This is a genomic window from Streptomyces sp. SL06, from assembly GCF_058244745.1.
Map to the genome: position 1 here is coordinate 2249654 of NZ_JBSYOT010000002.1, position 25274 is coordinate 2274927.

Consider the following 25274-nt stretch of genomic DNA (forward strand, 5'->3'; position numbering starts at 1 on the left):
GGGGGACGCTCCTAAAGGGGCTACTCGGGGGTTTCGTCGAGCGCGTGGCCCACGAGGGACAAGAGGGTCTCGATGGCCGAGATCCGGCGGCGCGCATCCATGATCATGACAGGTATGTGCGCGGGGATCGTCAACGCCTCCCGCACGTCCTCCGCCTCGAACAGCTCGCTGCCGTCGAAGTGGTTCACCGCGACGACGTACGGCAGTCCGCAGCTCTCGAAGTAGTCCAGCGCGGGGAAGCAGTCCTTCAGGCGGCGGGTGTCGGCCAGCACGACGGCGCCGATCGCGCCGCGCACCAGGTCGTCCCACATGAACCAGAACCGCTGCTGGCCCGGCGTGCCGAACAGGTAGAGCACCAGGTCGTCGTCGAGCGTGATGCGGCCGAAGTCCATGGCCACGGTGGTGGTGAGCTTGCCCGGGGTGGCGGTGAGGTCGTCGGTCTCCTCGCTCGCCTCGGTCATCATCGCCTCGGTCTGCAGGGGCGTGATCTCCGAGACGGCGGTGACCAGAGTGGTCTTGCCGACACCGAAACCGCCCGCCACGACGATCTTCGTCGCGATCGGCGCGCGGGTGCGGTCCGTCTGCCAGGGTTGTACGGACTCGTCGGGGTCGACGAGGGGGGCGACGCCGTAGGCGGCGGCGTCAGAGACGACGGAGTCCACTGAGCACCCTTTCGAGCAGAGCGCGGTCCGGGCGGCCCGTGCCGTGGCCGGTCCCGGTGCCGTACACACGGATCTTTCCCTGGTCCGCGAGGTCGCTGAGGAGCACGCGGACCACGCCGAGCGGCATCTTCAGCAGCGCGGCGATCTCGGCCACCGTACGCATGCGGCGGCACAGTTCGACGATGGCCCGCATCTCCGGCATCACGCGGGAGGTCAGGCCGCCGTTCGTCAGTTCCTTGCGCTCCTCGGCGGCTTCGAGCGCGGCGGTGCCGGCCGTGGCGCCGACGAACGTCTCCACGAGCAGGACGTGGCCGAAGCGGGTACGGCCGCCGGTGAGCGAGTAGGGGCGTACGCGGGCGGCCTTGCGGTCGGCGCCGCGTACGGGAAGGTTCTTCGGGGCTTTCCTGGGGCTGCTGCTCATCGGGCGCTCCCCGTCGAGGTCGACTCGGACTCCAGGGATTTCCGCAGTTCGCTGCGGAGTTCGGGGGTCAGTACATGGCCGGCGCGGCCGACGAAGAGCGCCATGTGGTACGCGACGACGCTCATGTCGCAGTCCGCGGAGCCGTGCACGCCGAGCAGCGAGCCGTCGCTGATGGACATCACGAACAGGCTGCCCTCGTCCATGGCGACCATCGTGTGCTTCACCGGGCCGCAGTCCATCAGCCGGGCGGCGCCGATGGTCAGGCTGCCCACGCCGGAGACGACGGTGGCGAGGTCGGCGGCGGAGCCGCGCGGGCCCTTGCGGGGGGCTTCGACGACCTGCCGGGCCTCTTCGTTGCGACCGGGGTCGGAGGACAGCAGCAGGAGGCCGTCGGAGGAGACCACCGCGACCGATTCGATGCCGGGGACCTCCTCGACGAGGTTGGTCAGCAGCCAGTGGAGATTGCGGGCTTCACTGCTCAGTCCGAAGGTACTGGGCGCGGTCAACTGCTTGCCTCCTCGACAGTGCCCCCCGTGGCTTCTTCGCTTGTCCCCGCCGGTGTGTCCGGTGCCGGGTTCCCGGCCGTCCGGTCGGCGATCTCCGCCTCGACGTCGCGGCGGCCGGCCTCCGCCCCCCGGCGGAACCCTCCCAGCCGGCGACGGAGTGCCTCGGCGTCGACGGACCCCGACGCGCGGGGCCGCGGTACGGCGGGGGTGGTGAGCTTCGGCGTCCGCTTGGGCAGCCCCTTGCCGGTGACGGGTTCGCCCGACTCGTCGTCCTCGGCGTCCCCCGCCCGCGACGCGCCCTCGTCCGGCACCCGGTCGTGGGCGTCGGGTCCGATGGCGTACGGGTCACCGGCGCTGTGCCCCGGCGGGACGCCGTCCGGCGCGTCGGGGGCCGGCGTGGGCTCGGGGGCCGGCGCCGGCTCCTCGGCGTCCTCCTGGGGCGGCAGCAGGAGGGCCATCGTGGCGTCGTCGGGGAGGTCCCGGCCGGGGCTGGTGCCGGGGCCGGTGCCGTCCTCGGGGGGCGTCACGGCCTCGGCGGGCTCCGGGGCGGGCGGGGCGCCGGCCGGCGTGTCGTGCTCGTCCGGGCCGGGGTCCGCCGCCTGGGCCTGCTCGGGGGCCTGGGCCTGCTTGGGGGCCGGTTCCTGCTCGGGGGCCGGTTCGGCGGCCGGTGTCGGCGGCGCCGTGACCTGTGCCTGCGCCTCCGCGGCCCCGGGCGCGGCGCCTTCGGTGGCCTCCGCCGCCTCCGCTCGCCGTACCGCCTGTTCCGCCGAGGTCACCAGCGGGTCGGCGGTCCGGTCCTGGCTCTTCTCCGCGCGGCCGTGCAGGACGTTGGAGTTGGCCTCCGCGTCGGCGCCCGGCAGGGAGAAGGAACCCGTGCCGTCGGACACCGGGACGGTCGGGGCGAGCGCGGCCGGCGGAGCGGCGGCGAGCAGGGTGTTCGGGAGGACCACGACGGCGGCGACACCGCCCTGCTTCTGCTCCCGCAGCCGCACCCGCGCCCCGTGCCGGTGGGCGAGCCGGGCCACCACGTACAGGCCGAGCCCGAGACCGTCCTCGCCCTCCTGGTCGTAGGGCGCCTCCGGGTCGAAGTCGGTGAGGCGGGCGTTGAGCCGCTGGAGCCGCTCGGTGGCCATGCCGATGCCCTCGTCCTGGACGGAGAGCATCACCTCGCCGTTCTCCAGCAGCCAGCCGGAGACCTCGACGGGCAGGTCGGGCGGCGAGAAGGAGGTGGCGTTCTCCATCAGCTCGGCCAGCAGGTGGGACAGGTCGTCGGCCGCGAACCCGGCCACGTGCGCGTGCGGCGGCAGCGCGGCGATGCGCACCCGCTCGTACCGCTCGATCTCGCTGACCGCGGCGCGGACCACGTCGACCAGCGGCACCGGCGAGGCGCTGTGCTGGACGTGCTCGGTGCCGGCGAGGACGAGGAGGTTCTCGCTGTGCCGGCGCATGACCGTGGCGAAGTGGTCCAGCTTGAACAGGGTGGAGAGCCGGTCGGGGTCCTGCTCGCGCTCCTCCAGGCTCTCGATGACCGCCAGTTGCCGCTCGACCAGGCCGAGGGTGCGCAGCGCGAGGTTGACGAAGGTGCCGCCGATGCTCTTGCGCACCACGTCCAACTGGGCTGCGGACCGGCTGAGTTCGGCGTGCAGTTCCTCGCGGGCGTCGGCCATCTTCTGCCGTTGGCCCACGAGGTGCTTGCGGTCGGACTCCAGCGTGTTGACCCGCTCGGCGAGCGTGACGGCGTGCGCGTGCAGGGCGTTGACGGAGCGGACGACCTGGGCGAACTCGTCGTTGCGGCCGGTGAAGGCCACCGGCTCCTCGGCCACCGGGTCCTGCGCGCCGGCGAGCCGGGCCGAGCCGCGGCGCAGCACCGAGAGCGGCCGGGTGAGGGTGCGGGCCATGGCGGTGGCGATGCCGAGGGCCAGCAGGATCAGGGCGCCGAGGGCGGCGACCCGGATCTCCAGCTCGGTGACGTTGTCGTCGCGCAACTGCTCCAGTGCCGTGGTGCGCTTCTCGTAGAGCGCGGACTCGGCGCCGCGCATCGCGTCGACGCGGGCGGAGAGCGCGGCGTCCAGCTTCTTCGCGCTGGTGCCCAGGTCGTCGTCGGAGAGCGTCGGCTCGTCCGTGAGCCCCGCGAGGTACTTCTCCGCGGAGTTGACCTCGGGTCCGGTGACCGTGGAGTCGAAGCTGCTGCGCGCCTCCTTGGGCGCGTCCTCGCGGAAGTCGGCGAGCGCGGCGTCGGAACGCACCCGGGCCTGCTGCGCGGCGGCGGAGAGCGCGTCGCGCTGCTCGGTGTCGGCGTCCGAGGAGGTGACGGTCTCGGTCGGCAGGCCCGTGACCGGGTCGATGACGGTCTCGGTGCCGCTCGGCACGCCGAGGGCCGCGAGCAGCAGGCCCCGGGTGGCGGCGGCCTGCTGGACGGCGGTGTCCAGCTCGGCGAGCGCGTACGCGCCGGTGCCCGCGCGGGGCGGCATCCGCTCGGCCAGTTCCTTGGCCAGGGCGTGGAGTTCGGTGATCGTCTCCGAGTACGCCTCGTGTGCCTCCAGCGCGGTGCTCTTGCCGGTGAGTGCCGCCCGGCGCAGCGCCGCGACGGCGTCGAGGTCCTTGCGCAGGGAGGCGGGCGTGTCGGGGTCGGCGCGCAGCTCCTCCACCTGCCGGTCGACGCGGGCGCTGCGCTGCTCGGAGGGCGCCTTGGACTTGGGGCGGCCGGCCGCGATGTAGGGGGTGACCTCGTCGCGCTCGTCGGCGAGCGAGTGGGCGAGGGTCAGCGCGCCCTGGGTCTGCTCGGCGAGCGTCACCAGCTCCTGGGAGTCGTTCAGTTGGCCGGAGGCGGCCACCAACGACGGGGTTCCGGCCACGGCGACGGCGGCGGCCACGACCGCCACGGCGACGATGAGGCGGTTGCGTACGTGGGTGGGACGGCCCTTGCCGACGGGGGCCTCCGGCGGCGCCGGAGGCGTGGTGCCGGGGGTGCGCTCCGCGCTCCCCGTGGGGGCCGTCTGCTTGCCTGTGCGACGAGGCCGCGTCTTCTGCACCGGTGCTCGCATTCCTGACTCGTGTACCCGTGGGCCCGGGTGGCGCTCCGTCAACTGGCCGGTCGGCGCATGCACCCTCCGCCTGGCTCCGGGCTCCCCAGCCGCCGACTGGGCGTCGGACGGGAAGACCGCGTGAGCGGGGCAGGCCCCCCACCGGTTCCCGACCCTCCCAGTGCCGGTGGGCGGTGGGCGCGCATCATCCGACCCGCCACCCGAAGGAGTGAACCCCGGAGGGGAGTTGGCGGGCAAGTTCCGCCGGCTCGTGCGACGTGCCCGTGCGGCGCGCTGGTTGGACGTTCGAGACGGGCGGTGGCAATATGTGCCGCCGCGCGTCGCCCGAGCGTGGAATTCCGACCCAAATCCGGCGCCTGACCTGCACCCTCGCCTCGAAGAGGGGACTTGGGCCGACCATTTGCGGACACGGTGAAGGGCTCGTGCAGACTGGCTTGATGCGCACGGAACTCGTCTCGGAACCAGGCCTCGCCGACCACCCCAACGAGGACTTCGCGAGCGTCGGACTACCGGCCTCGGGACAGGGCGGCTCACTCGTCGTGCTGGACGGAGTGACACCGCCGCCGAACGGCACGGGGTGTCTGCATTCCGTACCGTGGTTCACGGCGCGCCTCGGCGGAGCGCTGACCGAACTGACCGTTTCACTCCCGGATGTTCCCCTCGTCGAGGCCCTGTCTCGCGCCATCGCTCGTACCTCGGCGGCGCACGCGGAAACCTGTGACCTTTCTCACCCGCGAACACCGCAGGCGACCGTGGTCCTTGCCCGCTGGTCCCCCGGCGCGGTCGAGTACCTGGTCCTGTCCGACTCGGCCCTGCTCGTGGAGGCGCCCGACGGCACGGTCACGGCGCTCCTGGACGACCGGCTGGCCCGCCTGCCCCGCTCGGCCCTCGCCACGGACGCGCTGGTCGACACCGGCTTGCGCAACAAGGAGGGCGGCTTCTTCACGGCCGCGGCCGACCCTTCGGCTGCGGCACGGGCGGTGACGGGGGTGCTGCCGCGCGGCGAGGTGCGCACGCTCGCGGCGCTGACGGACGGGGCCTCGCGGTGGGTGGAGAAGTTCGGGGAGGGCGACTGGAGGGACTGCCTCGCGCTGGTGCGAAAGCAGGGCGCGCAGGCGTTGGTCGACCGGGTACGGGAGCTGGAGCGGGCGGACGACGCGGCCGGCCGGGCGTTCCTCGGGCGGAGCAAGACGCACGACGACGCGACGGTGGTGTACGCGGAACTCTGAGGCGGCGCGGGCGCCGAGGCGGCGCGGGCTACCTCTCCATGCCCCGGTTCAGTTCGTGCAGCAGCCGGGCGAGTTCGGTCACCTCGCGCGGGTTCCAGTCGGCGAGCCGGCGCGCGTACCGGGCACGGCGGGCCTCCCGCACCCGGCCGACGCGTTCCTGGCCCTCCGGGGTCAGGGTGATGAGCCAGGCGCGGCCGTCGGCGGGGTCGGGTTCCCGGGCGACGAGGCCGAGTTCCTCCAGGGCGCGCAGTTGGCGGGACATGGTGGCCTTGCCGACGCCGATGTAGGCGGCCAGTTCGGTGGCGCGCTGTCCGCCGCACTCGCCGAGCCGTACGAGAAGGCCGTAGGCGGACGACTCCAGGTCGGGGTGGACCTCCCGGGCCATCTCGCCCTGGTTGGCGCGGGCGCGCCGGAGCAGGACCGTCAACTCCCGTTCCAGCGCCAGGAACTCCGGTTGGTTCACACCACTGCCCGGCGCCCCGGATTCGACTCCGTGACCGCCGCCGTTCCCGCCTTCGTGCACGTCAGCCCCTGCCTTGATTTTTCCGGTCCTGAAAGTTTCTGCCACGGGCCGCCATCGCCGCAGCTTGGCAAGTATTTCGCAGGCTTAGACCAACGGCGTCTCCCGGCGCCCTTCCCACCCCCCGTTCTACGTGCGTAGCGTCTTCACCGAACCCACGGCTGGCATGCGCACGCCAGCCATCGGTTCTCCCCGTCCACGCATCCCCCACCGGGCACCACCGAGCCCTCGGAGGCACGTCATGCTCGTGCACAGATCCAGATCGGCCCGCGGACGGCGCTTCGCCGCCACCGGGACCCTGCTCAGCGCGTTATTGCTGGTGTTCGCACTCCCCGCCCACTCCTCGTCGGCCGCCGACACCCCACAGCGCGGCTCGGCCCACCTGGGCATGGGCGTCGAGGAGCACGACGGGCGGCAGGGCACCCCCGTCCCGGCCGACGCCACCCAGACGGAGGGCGTCGACGTCTCCAGCCACCAGGGCAACGTCGCCTGGTCGACCCTGTGGAACAGCGGGGTCAAGTGGGCCTACGTCAAGTCCACCGAGGGGACCTACTACACCAACCCGTACTTCGCCCAGCAGTACAACGGCTCCTACGGCGTCGGCATGGTCCGCGGCTCCTACCACTTCGCCACCCCGGACACGACGAGCGGCGCCGCGCAGGCCAACTACTTCGTCGACCACGGCGGCGGCTGGTCCAAGGACGGCAGGACGCTGCCGGGCGCGCTGGACATCGAGTGGAACCCGTACGGCGCCACCTGCTACGGCAAGACGCAGAGCCAGATGGTCTCCTGGATCGGCGACTTCCTGAACACCTACAAGGCCCGCACCGGCCGCGACGCCGTGATCTACACGGCCACGAGCTGGTGGACCGAGTGCACCGGCAACTACAGCGGTTTCGCCGCGAACAACCCGCTGTGGGTCGCCCGGTACGCCGCGGCGGTGGGCGCTCTGCCGGCCGGCTGGGGCTTCTACACGATGTGGCAGTACACCTCGGCCGGTCCCACGGTCGGTGACCACAGCAAGTTCAACGGCGCGCTGGACAGGGTGGTCGCCCTCGCCAACGGCTGACGGCCCCCGCGCGTACAAGCGCGTACAAGGGTGAGGGCCCGGCCCCCTTCACGGGGGCTCGGGCCCTCACTCGTGCGGTGCGCGTCCGTGCCGCGCCGGTGGCTCAGAGCCCGGAAGCCGCTCCCACCGCCGCGACCGGGACCTCCGGCTCCGCACCGTTAGTCGCCGGTGCGAGCGCCAGCTCCAGGACCTGGCGGACGTCGGTGACCGCGTGGACGTCGAGCTTGTCCAGCACCTCCGCCGGGACGTCGTCCAGATCGGGCTCGTTGCGCTTGGGGACGATCACCGTGGTGATCCCCGCCCGGTGCGCGGCGAGCAGCTTCTGCTTGACCCCGCCGATCGGCAGGACGCGGCCGGTCAGCGAGACCTCGCCGGTCATCGCCACGTCGGTGCGGACCAGCCGGCCCGACAGCAGCGAGGCGAGGGCCGTGGTCATCGTGACGCCGGCGCTCGGGCCGTCCTTGGGGACCGCGCCCGCCGGGAAGTGGATGTGCGCTCCCCGGTCCTTCAGATCGCCCACCGGCAGTTCCAGCTCGGCGCCGTGGCTGCGCAGGAAGCTCAGCGCGATCTGCGCCGACTCCTTCATCACGTCGCCCAGCTGACCGGTCAGGGTCAGGCCCGCCGCGCCCGTCTCCGGGTCGGCCAGCGACGCCTCGACGTACAGGACGTCGCCGCCCGCGCCGGTGACCGCGAGGCCGGTGGCCACGCCCGGCACCGAGGTGCGCCGCTCCGCCGGGTCCTGGGCGGACTCGGGCACGTGGTGCGGCCGGCCGATCAGACCGCGCAGGTCGGCTTCGGTGACGGTGAACGGCAGCTCCCGCTCGCCCAGTTCGTGCTGGGCCGCCACCTTGCGCAGCAGCCGGGCGATCGACCGCTCCAGGGTGCGCACGCCCGCCTCGCGGGTGTACTCGCCGGCCAGCCTGCGCAGCGCGCCCTCGTCGACCGTGACCTCGTCCCGGTCCAGGCCGGCCCGCTCCAGTTGGCGCGGGAGCAGGTGGTCGCGGGCGATGACGACCTTCTCGTCCTCGGTGTAGCCGTCCAGGCGGACCAGCTCCATCCGGTCGAGCAGGGCCTCCGGGATGGCCTCCAGGACGTTGGCGGTGGCGAGGAAGACCACGTCGGACAGGTCCAGCTCGACCTCCAGGTAGTGGTCCCGGAAGGTGTGGTTCTGCGCCGGGTCGAGGACTTCGAGGAGGGCCGCGGCCGGGTCGCCCCGGAAGTCGGAGCCCACCTTGTCGATCTCGTCGAGCAGGACGACCGGGTTCATGGACCCCGCCTCCTTGATCGCCCGCACGATCCGGCCGGGCAGCGCGCCGACGTACGTACGCCGGTGGCCGCGAATCTCGGCCTCGTCGCGGACGCCGCCGAGGGCGACCCGGACGAACTCGCGGCCCATCGCGTGGGCGACGGACTCGCCGAGCGAGGTCTTGCCCACACCGGGCGGGCCCACCAGCGCCAGCACGGCACCGCCGCGCCTGCCGCCGACGACGCCCAGACCCCGGTCGACGCGCCGCTTGCGCACCGCCAGGTACTCGGTGATGCGCTCCTTGACGTCCTCCAGGCCCGCGTGTTCGGCGTCGAGCACGGCCTGGGCGCCCTGGATGTCGTAGGCGTCCTCGGTGCGCTCGTTCCACGGCATCTCCAGGACCGTGTCGAGCCAGGTGCGGATCCAGGAGCCCTCGGGCGACTGGTCGGAGGACCGCTCCAGCTTGTCGACCTCCTTGAGCGCGGCCTCGCGGACCTTCTCCGGCAGGTCGGCGGCCTCGACGCGGGTGCGGTAGTCGTCGGACTCCTCGCCCTCCTGCTCGCCGTTGAGTTCCCGCAGCTCCTTGCGGACGGCTTCGAGCTGGCGGCGCAGCAGGAACTCCCGCTGCTGCTTGTCGACGCCCTCCTGGACGTCCTTGGCGATGGTCTCGGCCACGTCCTGCTCGGCGAGGTGCTCGCGCAACTGCCGGGTGGCGAGCTTCAGGCGGGCGACCGGGTCGGCGGTCTCCAGCAGGGCGACCTTCTGCTCGGTGGTGAGGAAGGGCGAGTAACCGGAGTTGTCGGCGAGCGCGGAGACGTCGTCGATGGCCTGGACCCGGTCGACGACCTGCCAGGCGCCGCGCTTGCGCAGCCAGGCGGTGGCGAGCGCCTTGTACTCCTTCACCAGCTCGGTGACCTGGCCGGGCAGCGGCTCGGGCACGGTCTCCTCGACCTCGGTGCCCTCGACCCACAGCGCGGCCCCGGGTCCGGTGGTCCCGGCGCCGATGCGCACCCGGCCCCGGCCGCGGATCAGGGCGCCCGGGTCGCCGTCGGCCAGCCTGCCGACCTGTTCCACCGTGCCGAGGACGCCGGTGGCGGCGTGGGTGCCGTCGATGCGTGGGACGAGGAGGACCCGGGGCTTGCCGGGTTCGGACCTGGCGGCGGCCTGGGCGGCCTCCACCGCGGCCCGTACCTCGGCGTCGCTCAGGTCCAGGGGGACCACCATGCCGGGCAGGACCACTTCGTCGTCGAGCGGCAGCACGGGCAGGGTGAGCGGTGTGAAGGCGGCGGACTCAGCAGCCATGATCTCCCCTTCGGCAGTCAAGTTGAGTTACATAGACTCAATGAAAGGGAGTCCCCGATTGTTCCCCGGGGCATGTTCGCTCTGAGCGATCAACGGCCGCGACACCGGGCGCGCATACAGGAGCGCGGCCGGACGCTCCGGCATTCCCCGCCGGAAGCCCTGCCGGAAGCCCCCGCGAGGAGGACCGCCGGAGGGCTGCCAGGATGGGCCGATGCCGATCACTTCCCACGACTCCGACGACGCCCCCGAGGTGCTGGACCGTCGCGAGGGCCCGCACGGCGAGGTCGTCCTGCGCCGGCACGGGGCGCTGCTGCAGATCATCGCGAACGGCTGCTTCCTGATGGACACCTCCGACGGGCGCTCGGAACGGCGGCTGGTCGACGCGGCGGCCGACGCGCTCGCCGCCCGCGGTGGACGGACCGCGCCGCACCTGCTCCTCGGCGGACTCGGCGTCGGCTTCTCGCTCGCACACGCGGCGGGCGACCCCCGCTGGGGACGGATCGCGGTCGTCGAACGCGAGCGCGCCATCATCGACTGGCACCGCGCGGGACCGCTGTCCGCGCTGTCCGCCGCGGCCCTGGCCGACCCCCGTACGGAGATCCTCGAAGCAGACCTGGTCGGATACGTCGGCAAGGCGTCCGACCGGTACGACGCGCTCTGCCTGGACATCGACAACGGCCCCGGCTGGACCGTCACCGAGGGCAACGACGGGCTGTACACGCCGTCCGGACTGGCGGACTGCGCCCGGCTTCTGAGGCCCGGCGGAGTGCTTGCCGTATGGTCCGCGCGGCCCTCCCCGGAATTCGAAGAAAGCTTGCGCAATGCCGGATTCCAGCAGGTGCGTACCGAAGAGATCCCCGTTGCCCGGGGCGTTCCGGACGTCGTCCACCTCGCCGTCGGGCCTGGATAGCAAAGCCGCGCCGACTCCCCGTACGCTGCTGCTCTGACGCGGATCGTTCAAGCGTCGGCGCAGTCATGGGATCACCCCACGGATTCCGGGAAGCACACCTCTCAGGGGCGGGCGATGGAGCAGACACAGACCTCCCACAACGGCACGGCGACGGCCGCCCAGGGCGCGCAGCGCCGGGTGCTGGTGGTAGAGGACGACCAGACGATCGTGGACGCCATCGCGACCCGCCTGCGCGCCGAAGGGTTCCTGGTGCAAACGGCCGGCGACGGTCCGGCCGCCGTCGACACGGCCGAGGCATGGCAGCCCGACCTGCTGATCCTCGACATCATGCTGCCCGGCTTCGACGGCCTGGAGGTCTGCCGGCGCGTGCAGGCCCAGCGCCCGGTGCCGGTGCTGATGCTCACCGCGCGCGACGACGAGACGGACATGCTGGTCGGCCTCGGCGTGGGCGCCGACGACTACATGACCAAGCCGTTCTCCATGCGCGAACTGGCCGCGCGCGTGCACGTGCTGCTGCGCAGGGTGGAGCGGGCCGTCGTGGCCGCCTCGACGCCGCGCAGCGGCATCCTGCGCCTCGGCGAGCTGGAGATCGACCACGCGCAGCGCCGGGTGCGGGTGCGCAGCGAGGACGTCCACCTCACCCCCACCGAGTTCGACCTGCTGGTCTGCCTGGCGAACACCCCGCGCGCGGTGCTCTCCCGCGAGCAGTTGCTCGCCGAGGTGTGGGACTGGGCGGACGCCTCCGGCACCCGGACCGTGGACAGCCACATCAAGGCGCTGCGCCGGAAGATCGGCGCCGAGCGCATCCGCACCGTGCACGGCGTGGGCTACGCGCTGGAGACACCGACGCCGTGAGCGCGGGACGGGAGGCCGCACGCAGGAGCCCCGGCCCGCGCAACACCGGGGATCCCTGGGGCGGCGTACGCCCGTTCTCGATCAAGACCAAGCTGGGCGCGCTGGTCGTCACCTCGGTGCTGATCACCACCGGTCTCTCGGTGATCGCGGTGCACACCAAGACGGAGCTGCGCTTCATCACGGTCTTCTCGATGATCGCCACGCTGCTGATCACCCAGTTCGTGGCCCACTCGCTGACCGCGCCGCTGGACGAGATGAACGCCGTGGCCCGGTCCATCTCGCACGGCGACTACACGCGCCGGGTGCGCGAGAACCGCCGCGACGAGCTGGGCGACCTGGCCGTCACCATCAACCGCATGGCCGACGACCTGGAGGCCCAGGACCTCCAGCGCAAGGAGCTGGTGGCGAACGTCTCGCACGAGCTGCGCACCCCGATCGCGGGCCTGCGCGCGGTGCTGGAGAACATCGTCGACGGGGTCACCGAGGCCGACCCGGAGACCATGCGCACGGCGCTCGGGCAGACGGAGCGGCTCGGCCGGCTGGTGGAGACGCTGCTGGACCTCTCCCGCCTGGACAACGGCGTCATACCGCTGCGCAGACGGCGCTTCGAGGTCTGGCCGTATCTGTCGGGCGTGCTGAAGGAGGCCAACATGGTCGCGTCGGCACGCGCGGGCATTGCTTCCGGGTCCGGCAGCCACACCCGCACCGACGTGCACCTGGCCCTCGAACGTCTTCCCGCCGGAGCTGACGGCGCACGCCGACCCCGAGCGCATCCACCAGGTGGTCGCCAACCTCATCGACAACGCGGTCAAGCACAGCCCGCCGCACGGCCGGGTGACGGTCCGGGCGCGCCGCGGGGAGTTGCCGGAGTCCCTCGAACTGGAGGTGCTCGACGAGGGTCCGGGCATTCCGCGTTCGGAGTGGCGCCGGGTGTTCGAGCGGTTCAACCGGGGTTCGGTGTCCCGGCCGCACGGTCCGGGCAGCGACGGCGGCACCGGGCTCGGCCTGGCGATCGCGCGCTGGGCGGTGGATCTGCACGGCGGCCGGATCAGGGTGGCCGAATCCGAGCGGGGCTGCCGGATTCTCATCACTCTTCCGGGTCTGCCGTCGACACAGGGTTGACGTAAGGTGCGAAGCGAAGACCAAGATCCACAGGCATCCGCGCTGGCGGACACGTGTGATCAGGCACAGGACCGCGCTCTCTCGGCGCCGGGTCCCGCTCCTTCCTTCCCATACGCCGCAGAACCTCGCTTGTTTCCCGCCATTTCCTGCGCCGAAACGCCGTCTGCGATGTGACTTACGCGACGATGAACGGCCCGGCCTGACCTTCCGGGTCGGGGAGGCGTAGCCTTGATTCCCGCTGTCCACCATCATGTGAAGAAGCGGAAGAGGGCGGTTCTCGCCGTGTCGCCACAGTCCCCCAGTAACTCGAGCATCTCGACCGACACCGACCAAGCGGGCAAGAACCCCGCCGCGGCGTTCGGTGCCAATGAGTGGCTCGTCGACGAGATTTATCAGCAGTACCTCCAGGACCCGAATTCCGTGGACCGAGCCTGGTGGGACTTCTTCGCCGACTACAAGCCAGGGGCACCCGCGGGCCAGCCCGCCGCCGGCAAGGAGACCGGCAGCGCCCCCCAGGCCGCCCCCGCACCGCAGGCGCCGGCCCCGGCCCAGCCCCGGGCGGCCGCCCAGCAGCCCGCCGCGCCCGCGAAGCCGGCGGCCGCGCAGCCCGCCGCCGCTCCGGCGGCCCCGGCCGCACAGCCCGCGCAGGCCAGGCCCGCCGCCAAGCCGCAGGCGAAGGCCGCCGCGCCTGCTGCGCCTGCCCCTCCTGCCCCTCCTGCCCCTCCTGCCAAGGAAGCCACCACCGCCCCCGAGGGCCCCGAGCTGGTGACCCTGCGCGGCCCCGCCGCCGCGGTCGCGAAGAACATGAACGCCTCGCTGGAGCTGCCCACGGCCACGTCCGTGCGCGCGGTCCCGGTGAAGCTGCTGTTCGACAACCGCATCGTCATCAACAACCACCTCAAGCGCGCCCGGGGCGGGAAGATCTCCTTCACGCACCTGATCGGCTACGCGATGGTGCAGGCCATCAAGGCCATGCCGGCGATGAACCACTCGTTCGGCGAGAAGGACGGCAAGCCGACGCTGGTCAAGCCGGCGCACGTCAACCTCGGCCTCGCCATCGACCTGGTCAAGCCCAACGGCGACCGCCAGTTGGTCGTCGCGGCGATCAAGAAGGCCGAGACGCTGAACTTCTTCGAGTTCTGGCAGGCCTACGAGGACATCGTCCGCCGCGCCCGCGACGGCAAGCTGACGATGGACGACTTCAGCGGCGTCACGGTCTCCCTGACCAACCCGGGCGGCCTCGGCACCGTCCACTCGGTGCCGCGTCTGATGCCCGGCCAGTCGGTCATCCTGGGCGTCGGCTCCATGGACTACCCCGCGGAGTTCCAGGGCACCAGCCAGGACACACTCAACAAGCTCGGCATCTCGAAGGTCATGACGCTCACGTCGACCTACGACCACCGGGTCATCCAGGGCGCCGCCTCGGGCGAGTTCCTGCGCCAGATCGCCAACCTGCTCCTCGGCGAGAACGGCTTCTACGACGAGATCTTCAAGGCGCTGCGCATCCCCTACGAGCCGGTCCGCTGGCTCAAGGACATCGACGCCTCGCACGACGACGACGTCACCAAGGCCGCCCGCGTCTTCGAGCTGATCCACTCCTACCGGGTCCGCGGTCACGTCATGGCCGACACCGACCCGCTGGAGTACCAGCAGCGCAAGCACCCCGACCTGGACATCACCGAGCACGGGCTCACCCTGTGGGACCTGGAGCGCGAGTTCGCGGTCGGCGGTTTCGCCGGCAAGTCGCTGATGAAGCTGCGCGACATCCTCGGCGTGCTGCGCGACTCGTACTGCCGCACCACCGGCGTCGAGTTCATGCACATCCAGGACCCGAAGCAGCGCAAGTGGATCCAGGACCGCATCGAGCGCTCGCACACCAAGCCGGAGCGCGAGGAGCAACTGCGCATCCTGCGCCGGCTGAACGCGGCGGAGGCCTTCGAGACCTTCCTGCAGACCAAGTACGTCGGCCAGAAGCGCTTCTCCCTGGAGGGCGGCGAGTCCGTCATCCCGCTGCTGGACGCGGTCATCGACTCGGCGGCCGAGTCCCGCCTGGACGAGGTCGTCATCGGCATGGCCCACCGCGGCCGGCTGAACGTCCTGGCCAACGTCGTCGGCAAGTCGTACGCGCAGATCTTCCGCGAGTTCGAGGGCAACCTCGACCCGAAGTCGATGCACGGCTCCGGTGACGTGAAGTACCACCTGGGCGCCGATGGCACGTTCACCGGCCTGGACGGCGAGCAGATCAAGGTCAGCCTGGTCGCGAACCCCTCCCACCTGGAGGCCGTCGACCCGGTCCTGGAGGGCGTCGCGCGCGCCAAGCAGGACATCATCAACAAGGGCGGCACGGACTTCACCGTCCTGCCGGTGGCGATCCACGGCGACGCGGCCTTCGCGGGCCAGGGCGTGGTGGCCGAGACCCTGAACATGTCGCAACTGCGCGGCTACCGCACCGGCGGCACGGTCCACGTCGTCATCAACAACCAGGTCGGCTTCACCGCCGCCCCTGAGTCCTCGCGCTCCTCGATGTACGCGACCGACGTGGCCCGCATGATCGAGGCCCCGATCTTCCACGTGAACGGCGACGACCCGGAGGCCGTGGTCCGCGTGGCGCGGCTGGCCTTCGAGTTCCGCCAGGCGTTCAACAAGGACGTGGTGATCGACCTCATCTGCTACCGCCGCCGCGGTCACAACGAGTCGGACAACCCGGCCTTCACGCAGCCCCTGATGTACGACCTGATCGACAAGAAGCGCTCGGTGCGCAAGCTGTACACCGAGTCCCTCATCGGTCGCGGCGACATCACCCTGGAAGAGGCCGAGCAGGCCCTCCAGGACTACCAGGGCCAGCTGGAGAAGGTCTTCACCGAGGTCCGCGAGGCCAACTCCCAGCCGGTGTCCGCGGAGCCCTCGGACCCGCAGGCCGAGTTCCCGGTGTCGGTGACCACCGCGGTCACCTCCGAGACCGTCAAGCGGATCGCCGAGTCCCAGGTCAACATCCCCGACCACGTCACCATCCACCCGCGTCTGCTGCCGCAGTTGCAGCGCCGGGCGGCGATGGTCGAGGACGGCACGATCGACTGGGGCATGGGCGAGACCCTCGCCGTCGGCTCCCTCCTCCTGGAGGGCGTCCCGGTCCGCCTCGCGGGCCAGGACTCGCAGCGCGGCACCTTCGGCCAGCGGCACGCGGTCGTCATCGACCGTGAGACGGGCGACGAGTTCACGCCGCTGCTGTACCTGTCCGAGGACCAGGCCCGGTACAACGTCTACAACTCCCTCCTGTCCGAGTACGCGGCCATGGGCTTCGAGTACGGCTACTCGCTGGCCCGCCCGGACGCGCTGGTGATGTGGGAGGCGCAGTTCGGCGACTTCGTCAACGGCGCGCAGACGGTCGTGGACGAGTTCATCTCGTCGGCCGAGCAGAAGTGGAACCAGACCTCCGGCGTCACCCTCCTGCTGCCGCACGGCTACGAGGGCCAGGGCCCGGACCACTCCTCGGCCCGCCCCGAGCGCTTCCTCCAGCTCTGCGCGCAGAACAACATGACGGTCGCGATGCCGACCCTGCCGTCGAACTACTTCCACCTCCTGCGCTGGCAGGTGCACAACCCGCACCACAAGCCGCTCGTCGTCTTCACCCCGAAGTCGATGCTGCGCCTGAAGGCGGCGGCCTCGAAGGCGGAGGAGTTCACGACGGGCCAGTTCCGCCCGGTCATCGGCGACGACTCGGTCGACCCGGCCGCGGTCAGGAAGGTCGTCTTCACCGCCGGCAAGGTCTACTACGACCTGGACGCCGAGCGGAGGAAGCGCGGCCTCACGGACACGGCCATCATCCGCATCGAGCGCCTGTACCCGCTGCCCGGTGCCGAGTTGCAGGCGGAGATCGCCAAGTACCCGAACGCCGAGAAGTACCTGTGGGCCCAGGAGGAGCCGGCGAACCAGGGTGCCTGGCCGTTCATCGCGCTCAACCTGATCGACCACCTGGACCTGGCCGTCGGCGCCGATGTGCCGCACGGCGAGCGCCTGCGCCGCATCTCGCGCCCGCACGGCTCGTCCCCGGCCGTCGGTTCCGCCAAGCGGCACCAGGCCGAGCAGGAGCAGTTGGTGCGTGAGGTGTTCGAGGCCTGAGCCCTCGCGCCCACCCGACCGGAGAGGCCGGCCCCGTTCCCGGGACCGGCCTCTCCGGCTGCCGGACAGCGGGCGTGCGGCGTGCGGTGCCCGGTGCGAGGGCTCAGGCCCGCCGGCCGCCTACTCCTCGTCCTCGTCCTCGTCGTCCAGCCGGGCGAGCCAGGTGGCGAGCCGTTCGACGGGCACCTCGAAGTCCGGGTTGAGGTCCACGAACGTACGCAACTGTTCGGCGAGCCACTCGAAGGTGACCTCTTCCTCGCCGCGCCGCTTCTCCAGTTCCTCGATACCGCGGTCGGTGAAGTACATGTGGGGTTCTCCTGCTGCGTCCGTGTTCCGAATCCCCCCAGCCTATGCAACCGGCGCCACGCGGGGGCGGGCACGGTGACCTCCCGCGGCCGGGACGGGCGGGACGCCCGCGGAACCCTCGGGCGAGGCGGGCGCGAACCCGCGCGGCAGGCCGGCGCGCGTCACCGGGGGACGAGGGCCGGCGTGCCGTGAGCCGTCAGCAGGGCACCCGCCATGGTCCAGCCGGCGCCGCGGTGCCGCGCGCCCCACGCCATGAGCGACACACCGGCCGCCACCTCGGCCAGGGCGAGGGCGCGTCCTCCCGGTCCGTACGCCCGGGGCGGCCGTACGGCGAGACGGGCGGCGTCGCGCCACTGCGCCCCGGCGACCGGCCGGGCACCGGGCAGGGCGCGGGCGCTGCCGCACAGGCGGTCGGCGGGTTCGCCGGGGTCTAGCCCGGCCGGCAGCGAGACTCCCACGCGCGTGAGGACCGCGAGCAGACCGCGCAGCCTCGCGCGGGCGTCGGCCTCGGGATCGGGCTTCGTCAGCCGGTCCAACGACTGGACGTCCAGGACCGGGTCCAGGCCGAGCCGGGCGGCAAAGGTGCGCATCGCCTCGTCCTCGCCGGCCGGGGTACCGCCCGCGAGCCACACATAGCCGACCGGGCGGCGGAAGCCGGACGCCAGGGTGTAGCCGGCCCGGTCGGCGTCCCACCACAGGGCGAGCACGGGCCACGGGGCGCCGACGGCGAGCGCCACGGCCCAGCCGGTGAGCACGCGGTCGACCGGTTCGCCGCCGTGCCGCCAGGGCCCGCCCTCCGGGACGAGGGCGCTCCACTGCGCGCCGGCCCCGACCAGCGACATGCCTTCGCCCAGCAGCGGGGCGACGGCGGCGACGGAGTCCGGCTCGGCTCGGCACAGCAGCAGGGCGCCGGGCGCGGCAGTGGATACGGACTCTTGCGTCGACATGGTCACAAGTTAGGTCAATTACTCCCACCCGGCCGACCGTGATCAGCAGAACGGGTGTCTTGACTTTCCCTGCCCGCGATATATCGTGAATCACGGAGGACGCGATATGGCGCGTTCGGTCGAGGAGGTCTGCACCATGTCCGAGTGGTCCGTCGCGGCGCCCGGGAAACTCACCTTCGACGAGTCCGTGAGCGAGCTGCACGTACGCATCGTCAACGGAACAGTCAACGTGGTGGGCACGGACGAGGGTTCCGCCCGCCTGGAGGTGTCCGAGATCGAGGGGCCACCTCTCGTCGTCACCCACCAGGACGGCGTGCTCACGGTGGCCTACGAGGACCTGCCCTGGAAGGGCTTCCTCAAGTGGCTGGACCGCAAGGGCTGGCGCCGCAGCGCGGTCGTCTCCCTCGCGGTGCCCCCGGACACCCGCGTGGAGGTGGGCGTGATCGGCGCCTCGGCCGTCCTCTCCGGACTGGAGGGGCGCGCCGAGGTGAAGGGCCTCTCCGGGGACACCACTCTCGTGGGTCTCGCCGGACCGGTCCGCGCGGACACGGTCTCCGGGAGTGTGGAGGCGCAGGCCCTCACCGGAGACCTGCGCTTCAACTCCGTCTCCGGCGACCTGACGGTGGTGGAGGCGGGCTCCTCCGTCCGGGCCGACTCGGTGGGCGGTTCGATGATCGTCGACCTGGACCCGTCCGGCGGAGCCACCGACGTCAGTCTGACCAGCGTCTCGGGCGAGATCGCCATCCGGCTGCCCCAGCCGGCCGACGCCCGGGTGGAGGCGAACACGGCCAGTGGCACGGTCTCCAGCGCCTTCGAGGACCTCCGGGTGGCCGGCCAGTGGGGCGCCAAGCGGATCACCGGCCGACTCGGCGCGGGCAACGGCCGGCTCAAGGCCACCACGGTCTCCGGTTCGATCGCGCTGCTGCGCCGTCCGGCGACGCAGGACACACCGTGGGAGCGGGAGCCGCAGGACACCGGCCCGGCGGGCGAGGTGCAGGAGGACTCGGGGGACGGCTCGGGGGACAATTCCGCTTCCGGCCGGGATCCCGGCGCCACCGGCGCACCGGCCGACGGCACGACCGACAAGAAGGTGCTCTGACATGCCCCCCGTCTTCGCCCACGGCCGCCTCCGCCTCTATCTCCTCAAGCTCCTGGACGAGGCCCCGCGCCACGGTTACGAGGTGATGCGGCTCCTCGAAGAGCGCTTCCAGGGCCTGTACGCGCCCTCGGCGGGCACGGTGTATCCGCGTCTGGCCAAGCTGGAGGCCGAGGGCCTGGTCACCCACACCACCGAGGGCGGCCGCAAGGTGTATGCCATCACGGACGCCGGCCGCGCCGAGCTGGCCGGCCGCAGTGGCGAACTGGCCGACCTGGAGCTGGAGATCCGCGAGTCGGTCGCCGAGCTGGCCGCCGAGATCCGGGCCGATGTGCGGGGTGCGGCGGGAGATCTGCGGCGGGAGATGCGGGCCGCGGCCAGTGCGGCCCGCGGAGGCACCGGTTTCCGGGCGCGCGAGGAGGGGGGCGACTCCGCCGGCGGCGCCGGGGACCTCGACGACAAGGAGGCCTGGCGGGCCGCCAAGGAGGAGATGCGGCGCGTCAAGCAGGAGTGGAAGGAGCAGGCCCGGCGCGCCAAGGACGAGAGCCGCCGCGCCCGTGACGAGGCCCAGCGGGCCAGGCGCCAGGCCAAGGAGGCCCAGGAGCGGGCCCGGGTCCAGGCGCAGGAGGAGGTGCAGCGCATCGCCCAGCGGGTCCAGGAACAGGTGCAGGACCACTTCTCGCGGGGCGACTGGCCGACCGGGCTGCGCGAGGGCCTGAGCGAACTGGCCAGGGAGGTCGGCGACTTCGGGAAGGACTTCGGGAAGGAGTTCGGCAAGGACTGGGGCTTCGGCCGCACCGACGCCGGCGCGGGCACCCATCGGCCCGAGTACTCCACCACCCCCGAGGACTTCCCGGCCGGATACACCCCGTCCTGGGCCCACGAGGACCCGGCGGACTCCACCGGTGACCCGGCCCGCGACCTGGACCGGCTGCTCGACCGCTTCCGGGACGACATCCGCGACGCGGCCCGCGACCACGGCGTCACGGCCGACCAGCTCCGCGACGCCCGCCTCCGGCTGTCGGCGACCGCGGCACACCTCGACTCGATACTGCGGACGCCGAAGGCCTGAGCACGACGTGCGCGGCGCCCCGGCACACCACCGGGGCGCCGCGGCACATGCCGGTCAGGCGCAGGCCTTCCCCGCGGCACATGCCGGTCAGGCGCAGGCCTTCCCCGCGCCACTGCCCAGCACCCCGGTCAGCGACTCATGGGTCACCCCGTGGTCGGCGAGCACCTCGGCGGGCACACCGGGGCGGATGGTCAGGGCGAGGAGAAGGTGCTCGTCCCCGATGTGCCGGTCGTGCCGGGCGACGGCGACCCGCAGCGCCTTCTCCAGGATCTCCTTGGCGTCCCGGCTGAAGCCGCGGTGCCCGGACCACCGGCGGGCGCCCTTCCGTTCGCCGGACATCGCACCGACGCCATGGGTCTCCTCCACGCGGGCGACCACCTCCGCGACATCGATGCCCAAGCCGGCGAGGGCGTCGGACTCGGCCTGCGTCAGACCGGCCCGGCGGCCCGCGTCCTCCAGCGCCTGCCGTAGCGAATCGCGGCGCTCGCCGGCACCGAGCGCCGTCAGCGCGAAGGAGGCCCGACTGCCCTCGCGATCCAGCAGGGCGAGCAGCAGGTGCTCGGCGTCGACGGCCTGCGCCCTCGCCTGCTCGGCGTGCCCGACCGCTCCCTGCACCACGGCTCGGGCGTCCTTCGTGAACCGCTCGAACATCACTGCCTCCCGTACTTCTTGTGGACGGCCTGCCGGCTGACCCCGAGTTCCGTGGCGATCTCCTGCCACGACCACCCCTGATGGCGCGCGCTGCGCACCTGCACCGACTCCAGCCGCTCCAGCAGCCTTCGCAGCGCGGCGACGGCCCGCAGCCCGATCCTGGGATCGCGGTCACCCGCACGCGTGGCGAGATCCGTTGCTTCGCTCATGACGTCAACTCTGATTGACAGACCCTCGAATGTCAACCCCGGTTGACGCAAGCGGTCCGGAGGAGCGGGTCAGGAGGTGCTGAGCACGATCTTGCCGAAGTGCCCCCCGGCGGCCATCCGCTCGAAGCCCTCGCGGGCCCGGTCCATCGGAAGCACCTGGTCGAGGACGGGCCGGATGCCGGTGGCGGCGCAGAAGGACAGCAGGTCCTCCAGCTCGTCCTTGGTGCCCATCGTGGAGCCGACGACCTTGAGTTCCAGGAAGAAGATCCGGGTCAGCTCGGCGTGGGAGGGCCGGTCACCGCTGGTGGCGCCGGAGATGACCAGCGTGCCGCCCGGCCGCAGCGACTTCACCGAGTGGGACCAGGTGGCGGCGCCCACGGTCTCGATGACGGCGTCGACCCGCTGCGGCAGCCGCGCGCCCGGCTCGACGGCCGCCACGGCACCCAGCTCCACGGCCCGCTTCCGCTTCGACTCGTCCCGGCCGGTCGCGAAGACCCGCAGTCCCGCCGCCCTGCCGAGCACGATCGCGGCCGTGGCGACCCCGCCACCGGCGCCCTGCACCAGCACGGAGTCACCGGGACGCACCCCGGCGTTGGTGAACAGCATCCGGTAGGCCGTCAGCCAGGCGGTCGGCAGACAGGCGGCCTCCTCGAAGGAGAGTTCCTTCGGCTTGGGCAGGATGTTCCAGGTCGGCACCGCGACCTGCTCGGCGAAGGTCCCCGGATAGCGCTCGGTGAGGATGGAGCGGGGCTCCCCGGGGCCGACGCCGTGACCGGTCTGGCCGATCACGGAGTGCAGGACGACCTCGTTGCCGTCCGCGTCGACACCGGCGGCGTCGCAGCCGAGGATCATCGGCAGCCGGTCCTCGGGGAGGCCGACCCCGCGCAGGGACCACAGGTCGTGATGGTTGAGGGAGGCGGCCCTGACATCGACGACACTCCAGCCGGGACGGGCCTCGGGAGCCGGGCGCTCCCCCGACTCCAGGCCGGTCAGCGGCTGGTCGCGGTCGATTCGGGCGGCGTAGACAGCGAACATGGCCCTGACGATAGGGTCCGCACCCGCCGTCCGAAACCGTACGGCCCTGTGACACACACCCTCTTGCCCTCGTGCGGGGCGGCCGGGAAAACCGGCTCCGTCCGGACGGACGGAGCCGTTCACCGCACGGGGGTCACACCGTCACCGGCGTGCGACCCCTTCCGCACGGGCCGCGGCCGCCACCGCCGCCGTGACGGCGGGCGCGACACGCTCGTCGAACGGGGAGGGGATGACGTAGTCGGCGGCGAGGTCCTCGCCTACCACGGCGGCCAGCGCCTCGGCCGCCGCGAGCTTCATGCCCTCGGTGATCCGGGACGCCCGCACCTGGAGCGCGCCCGCGAAGATGCCCGGGAACGCCAGCACGTTGTTGATCTGGTTCGGGAAGTCCGAGCGCCCGGTCGCGACGACCGCCGCGTACTTGCGGGCGACCTCCGGGTGCACCTCGGGGTTCGGGTTGGCCATCGCGAAGACGAACGCGCCCTCGGCCATCGAGGCGACCGCCGGCTCCGGCACCGTACCGCCGGAGACGCCGATGAAGACGTCGGCGCCGGACAGGGCGGCCTCCAGCGAGCCGGACAGTCCCGTCTTGTTGGTGAAGCCGGCCAGGTCCCGCTTGACCGGGGTCAGGTCCTCCCGGTCCGCCGAGACGACGCCCTTGCGGTCGGAGACCGCCACATCCCCGATACCGGCCTCCACCAGCATCCGGGCGATCGCGACCCCGGCCGCGCCCGCGCCCGAGATCACCGCCCGCAGCTCGCCCAGCGTCCGGCCGCTCAGCCGCGCCGCGTTGCGCAGCGCCGCCAGCGTCACGACCGCCGTGCCGTGCTGGTCGTCGTGGAAGACCGGGATGTCCAGCCGCTCCTGGAGCCTGCGCTCGATCTCGAAGCAGCGCGGCGCCGAGATGTCCTCCAGATTCACGCCGCCGAAGGAGGGCGCGAGCCGCACCACGGTCTCGATGATCTCGTCGGCGTCCGTGCAGTTCAGCGCGATCGGGACCGCGTCCACGCCGCCGAACTGCTTGAACAGGATCGCCTTGCCCTCCATCACCGGCAGGGAGGCCTCGGGCCCGATGTCCCCGAGCCCCAGCACCGCCGTACCGTCCGTCACGACCGCCACGACCGACGACTTCCAGGTGTAGTCGTGGACGAGGTCGGGCTGCTCGGCGATCGCGCTGCACACCTTCGCGACGCCGGGCGTGTACGCCAGGGACAGGTCGTCCTTGTCGCGGACCGGCACGGTGGCCTGCACGGCCATCTTGCCGCCGCGGTGCAGCGCGAACGCGGGGTCGAAGGAGTCGAGGGGCTCCGAGCCCGTCCCCTGCTCCGTGCCGGCATCGCTGTCGCTGCGAGGATTGACGATCTCCGCTGCCACTTTGTCTTACCCCTTAAGAGTTCATGGTTGAGGGTTTGTCCACTCCTGGTGAGGAATGGGCGGGCACCGCGCAGGAAGACGGCCGTTGGGGCCACATGGGCCCCTGCGCGACGGGCGCGCCGCACACGCGCCCCGAGCCCCTGATGAGGGGTGTAAAGAACCTTCTTACCCGACGGACGCCCCCCTCGACGAGTCCGCCAAGTGCAAGCTCACATGTCGGACCCCGATCGCCGCATGTCGGTGACATGACTCATAGCCGGGGAACCGGACAACCTCCCGGCCCGGCTTGACAGGCCCGGAGAAGACGCCTTGGGCAACCGGGAACGCCCGCAATCCGTGTTCGGACAACGAGAAATTCCGCAGAACTTACGGCGGGAGGGGCGGATTCCCGGAAAGGTTCGGTCGTGATGTACCGACCTGGTGCGATTCGAGGAGTCACCCGTTATCCGATTTTGACATGACGGCCCCCCTGAACGGCCGAGTCCGAATGGCAAGATGCCGTCATCACACGAGGTCGCGGCACTCGAAGGCGTGTGCTCCCGTCGACCCACGGCGCCTGCCGGTCATCCGGCCGGCGTCCCGTCCCATCGGCAACTCCCTCACCGCCGGAGGAACCACCATGACCGCAAGCTCCACCCGTCGTACGACCGCCGCGCGCTCCCGGACAGCAGCGGTCGGTGCGATCGCGGTCGCAGGCGCGCTGCTGCTGACCGGCTGCGGCGACCAGACCGAGAGCAACGACTCCGGCAGCGGCGACAGCCAGTCCGCGAGCGCCGCACCGCTGGCCGACAAGCTGCCCCAGTCGATCCGCGACAAGGGCACCATCAAGGTCGGCTCCGACATCGCGTACGCCCCGGTCGAGTTCAAGGACGACTCCGGCAAGACGGTCGGCATCGACCCCGACCTCGCGGAGGCGATGGGCAAGCAGCTCGGGGTGAAGTTCGACTTCGAGAACGGCACCTTCGACACCCTCATCACCGGTCTGCGCTCCAAGCGCTACGACATCGCCATGTCCGCGATGACCGACACCAAGGACCGCCAGGACGGCGTCGACTCCGACACCGGCAAGAAGGTCGGTCAGGGTGTCGACTTCGTCGACTACTTCACCGCGGGTGTCTCGATCTACACCAAGAAGGGCGACGACCAGGGCATCAAGAGCTGGTCCGACCTGTGCGGCAAGAAGCTGGTGCTGCAACGCGGCACGGTCTCGGAGGACCTCGCCAAGGCCGAGAACAAGAAGTGTCCGGCCGGCAAGAAGATCTCCATGGAGGCGTTCGACAACGACCAGCAGGCCCAGACCCGGCTGCGCGCGGGCGGCGCCGCCGCCGGCTCCTCCGACTTCCCGGTCGCGGCGTACGCGGTGCAGACCTCCGGCGGGGGCAACGACTTCCAGCTCGTCGGCGAGCAGGTCGAGGCCGCGCCGTACGGCATCGCGGTCGCCAAGGACAACACGGAGCTGCGTGACGCCCTCAAGGCGGCGCTGGACGCGGTGATCGCCAACGGCGAGTACAAGAAGATCATGGAAAAGTGGGGCGTGGCGGAAGGCGCCCTCACGGAGGCCACCATCAACGGCGGCAAGTGA

20 protein-coding genes and 1 pseudogene are annotated in these 25274 nt (G+C 71.9%); 9 read left to right on the forward strand and 12 right to left on the reverse strand.

Features of this window, described 5'->3' with window-relative positions:
• Positions 1-20 precede the first annotated feature (20 nt).
• From AC4IHM_RS10060 to AC4IHM_RS10075, 4 genes are read right to left on the reverse strand one after another with little or no spacing between them, the layout of a single operon-like run.
• Positions 21-662, reverse strand: coding sequence for a GTP-binding protein (locus tag AC4IHM_RS10060; protein WP_490866731.1), 642 nt, complete (start codon positions 660-662; stop codon positions 21-23).
• Positions 643-1083 carry a DUF742 domain-containing protein gene (locus AC4IHM_RS10065; protein ID WP_490866732.1) on the reverse strand — a complete coding sequence of 147 codons (441 nt, stop codon included), beginning with the start codon at positions 1081-1083 and terminating at the stop codon, positions 643-645. Before AC4IHM_RS10065 ends, AC4IHM_RS10060 begins: the two co-directional genes overlap by 20 nt.
• Positions 1080-1589: a roadblock/LC7 domain-containing protein gene (locus tag AC4IHM_RS10070; protein ID WP_490866733.1), complete on the reverse strand. Its 510-nt coding sequence runs from the start codon at positions 1587-1589 to the stop codon at positions 1080-1082. Before AC4IHM_RS10070 ends, AC4IHM_RS10065 begins: the two co-directional genes overlap by 4 nt.
• Positions 1586-4633 carry a sensor histidine kinase gene (locus AC4IHM_RS10075; protein WP_490866734.1) on the reverse strand — a complete coding sequence of 1016 codons (3048 nt, stop codon included), beginning with the start codon at positions 4631-4633 and terminating at the stop codon, positions 1586-1588. The genes AC4IHM_RS10070 and AC4IHM_RS10075 overlap by 4 nt, the downstream gene beginning before the upstream one ends.
• A gap of 437 nt (positions 4634-5070) precedes the next feature.
• Here AC4IHM_RS10075 and AC4IHM_RS10080 point away from each other — a divergent pair, with 437 nt between their 5' ends.
• A complete protein-coding gene (locus AC4IHM_RS10080) occupies positions 5071-5862 on the forward strand; it encodes a protein phosphatase 2C domain-containing protein (RefSeq protein ID WP_490866735.1) in 792 nt (263 codons plus the stop codon).
• Between the two features lie 28 nt (positions 5863-5890).
• On the opposite strand, the gene AC4IHM_RS10085 is transcribed toward AC4IHM_RS10080, so the two are convergent.
• On the reverse strand, positions 5891-6385 hold the full coding sequence (locus tag AC4IHM_RS10085) for a MarR family winged helix-turn-helix transcriptional regulator (protein WP_490866736.1): 495 nt from the start codon (positions 6383-6385) through the stop codon (positions 5891-5893).
• Between the two features lie 238 nt (positions 6386-6623).
• Here AC4IHM_RS10085 and AC4IHM_RS10090 point away from each other — a divergent pair, with 238 nt between their 5' ends.
• A complete protein-coding gene (locus AC4IHM_RS10090) occupies positions 6624-7451 on the forward strand; it encodes a lysozyme (RefSeq protein WP_490866737.1) in 828 nt (275 codons plus the stop codon).
• Positions 7452-7554: 103 nt separating this feature from the next.
• On the opposite strand, the gene lon is transcribed toward AC4IHM_RS10090, so the two are convergent.
• A complete protein-coding gene (gene lon / locus AC4IHM_RS10095) occupies positions 7555-9999 on the reverse strand; it encodes an endopeptidase La (protein ID WP_490866738.1) in 2445 nt (814 codons plus the stop codon).
• 211 nt (positions 10000-10210) lie between these two features.
• On the opposite strand from lon, the gene AC4IHM_RS10100 reads away from it, so the two are divergent.
• The 4 genes and pseudogenes from AC4IHM_RS10100 to AC4IHM_RS10115 all read left to right on the forward strand — a co-directional run bounded on the left by AC4IHM_RS10100 (position 10211) and on the right by AC4IHM_RS10115 (position 17005).
• Positions 10211-10909: a polyamine aminopropyltransferase gene (locus tag AC4IHM_RS10100; protein WP_490866739.1), complete on the forward strand. Its 699-nt coding sequence runs from the start codon at positions 10211-10213 to the stop codon at positions 10907-10909.
• Between the two features lie 114 nt (positions 10910-11023).
• Positions 11024-11764: a response regulator transcription factor gene (locus AC4IHM_RS10105; protein ID WP_490866740.1), complete on the forward strand. Its 741-nt coding sequence runs from the start codon at positions 11024-11026 to the stop codon at positions 11762-11764.
• A pseudogene (locus AC4IHM_RS10110) lies at positions 11761-12886 on the forward strand (sensor histidine kinase). Before AC4IHM_RS10105 ends, AC4IHM_RS10110 begins: the two are co-directional and overlap by 4 nt.
• A gap of 282 nt (positions 12887-13168) precedes the next feature.
• Entirely contained in the window at positions 13169-17005 is a 3837-nt protein-coding gene (locus AC4IHM_RS10115) for a multifunctional oxoglutarate decarboxylase/oxoglutarate dehydrogenase thiamine pyrophosphate-binding subunit/dihydrolipoyllysine-residue succinyltransferase subunit (RefSeq protein ID WP_490866741.1), read from the forward strand.
• A 120-nt stretch (positions 17006-17125) separates the two neighbouring features.
• On the opposite strand, the gene AC4IHM_RS10120 is transcribed toward AC4IHM_RS10115, so the two are convergent.
• Together AC4IHM_RS10120 and AC4IHM_RS10125 are read right to left on the reverse strand one after the other, a co-directional pair.
• A complete protein-coding gene (locus tag AC4IHM_RS10120; RefSeq protein ID WP_030190019.1) occupies positions 17126-17311 on the reverse strand; it encodes a DUF6104 family protein in 186 nt (61 codons plus the stop codon).
• A 161-nt stretch (positions 17312-17472) separates the two neighbouring features.
• Entirely contained in the window at positions 17473-18258 is a 786-nt protein-coding gene (locus AC4IHM_RS10125) for a hypothetical protein (protein ID WP_490866742.1), read from the reverse strand.
• Positions 18259-18394: 136 nt separating this feature from the next.
• On the opposite strand from AC4IHM_RS10125, the gene AC4IHM_RS10130 reads away from it, so the two are divergent.
• Together AC4IHM_RS10130 and AC4IHM_RS10135 are read left to right on the forward strand one after the other, a co-directional pair.
• Entirely contained in the window at positions 18395-19357 is a 963-nt protein-coding gene (locus tag AC4IHM_RS10130) for a DUF4097 family beta strand repeat-containing protein (RefSeq protein WP_490870795.1), read from the forward strand.
• 1 nt (position 19358) lies between these two features.
• On the forward strand, positions 19359-20426 hold the full coding sequence (locus AC4IHM_RS10135) for a PadR family transcriptional regulator (RefSeq protein WP_490866743.1): 1068 nt from the start codon (positions 19359-19361) through the stop codon (positions 20424-20426).
• Between the two features lie 87 nt (positions 20427-20513).
• Here AC4IHM_RS10135 and AC4IHM_RS10140 read toward each other — a convergent pair whose 3' ends face one another.
• From AC4IHM_RS10140 to AC4IHM_RS10155, 4 genes are all read right to left on the reverse strand, one after another.
• The gene (locus tag AC4IHM_RS10140) at positions 20514-21077 is read right to left on the reverse strand and encodes a Clp protease N-terminal domain-containing protein (RefSeq protein WP_490866744.1); all 564 of its coding nucleotides are present in this window, start codon (positions 21075-21077) and stop codon (positions 20514-20516) included.
• Positions 21077-21286 (reverse strand): helix-turn-helix domain-containing protein, encoded by a 210-nt coding sequence (locus AC4IHM_RS10145; protein ID WP_490866745.1) that lies wholly within the window; start codon positions 21284-21286, stop codon positions 21077-21079. The genes AC4IHM_RS10140 and AC4IHM_RS10145 overlap by 1 nt, the downstream gene beginning before the upstream one ends.
• A 69-nt stretch (positions 21287-21355) precedes the next feature.
• A complete protein-coding gene (locus AC4IHM_RS10150; RefSeq protein WP_490866746.1) occupies positions 21356-22321 on the reverse strand; it encodes a zinc-binding dehydrogenase in 966 nt (321 codons plus the stop codon).
• A 141-nt stretch (positions 22322-22462) separates the two neighbouring features.
• Entirely contained in the window at positions 22463-23692 is a 1230-nt protein-coding gene (locus AC4IHM_RS10155; RefSeq protein ID WP_490866747.1) for an NAD(P)-dependent malic enzyme, read from the reverse strand.
• Between the two features lie 619 nt (positions 23693-24311).
• Here AC4IHM_RS10155 and AC4IHM_RS10160 point away from each other — a divergent pair.
• Positions 24312-25274 (forward strand): ABC transporter substrate-binding protein, encoded by a 963-nt coding sequence (locus tag AC4IHM_RS10160; RefSeq protein ID WP_490866748.1) that lies wholly within the window; start codon positions 24312-24314, stop codon positions 25272-25274.

Excerpts from the sequence above, each read along its gene's own strand:
- AC4IHM_RS10065 (WP_490866732.1), bottom strand. The coding sequence starts at position 1,083 with ATGAGCAGCAGCCCCAGGAAAGCCCCGAAGAACCTTCCCGTACGCGGC.
- AC4IHM_RS10075 (WP_490866734.1), bottom strand. The coding sequence starts at position 4,633 with ATGCGAGCACCGGTGCAGAAGACGCGGCCTCGTCGCACAGGCAAGCAG.
- AC4IHM_RS10080 (WP_490866735.1), top strand. The coding sequence starts at position 5,071 with ATGCGCACGGAACTCGTCTCGGAACCAGGCCTCGCCGACCACCCCAAC.
- AC4IHM_RS10090 (WP_490866737.1), top strand. The coding sequence starts at position 6,624 with ATGCTCGTGCACAGATCCAGATCGGCCCGCGGACGGCGCTTCGCCGCC.
- lon (WP_490866738.1), bottom strand. The coding sequence starts at position 9,999 with ATGGCTGCTGAGTCCGCCGCCTTCACACCGCTCACCCTGCCCGTGCTG.
- AC4IHM_RS10100 (WP_490866739.1), top strand. The coding sequence starts at position 10,211 with ATGCCGATCACTTCCCACGACTCCGACGACGCCCCCGAGGTGCTGGAC.
- AC4IHM_RS10105 (WP_490866740.1), top strand. The coding sequence starts at position 11,024 with ATGGAGCAGACACAGACCTCCCACAACGGCACGGCGACGGCCGCCCAG.
- AC4IHM_RS10120 (WP_030190019.1), bottom strand. The coding sequence starts at position 17,311 with ATGTACTTCACCGACCGCGGTATCGAGGAACTGGAGAAGCGGCGCGGC.
- AC4IHM_RS10125 (WP_490866742.1), bottom strand. The coding sequence starts at position 18,258 with ATGTCGACGCAAGAGTCCGTATCCACTGCCGCGCCCGGCGCCCTGCTG.
- AC4IHM_RS10130 (WP_490870795.1), top strand. The coding sequence starts at position 18,395 with ATGTCCGAGTGGTCCGTCGCGGCGCCCGGGAAACTCACCTTCGACGAG.
- AC4IHM_RS10135 (WP_490866743.1), top strand. The coding sequence starts at position 19,359 with ATGCCCCCCGTCTTCGCCCACGGCCGCCTCCGCCTCTATCTCCTCAAG.
- AC4IHM_RS10140 (WP_490866744.1), bottom strand. The coding sequence starts at position 21,077 with ATGTTCGAGCGGTTCACGAAGGACGCCCGAGCCGTGGTGCAGGGAGCG.
- AC4IHM_RS10145 (WP_490866745.1), bottom strand. The coding sequence starts at position 21,286 with ATGAGCGAAGCAACGGATCTCGCCACGCGTGCGGGTGACCGCGATCCC.
- AC4IHM_RS10150 (WP_490866746.1), bottom strand. The coding sequence starts at position 22,321 with ATGTTCGCTGTCTACGCCGCCCGAATCGACCGCGACCAGCCGCTGACC.
- AC4IHM_RS10160 (WP_490866748.1), top strand. The coding sequence starts at position 24,312 with ATGACCGCAAGCTCCACCCGTCGTACGACCGCCGCGCGCTCCCGGACA.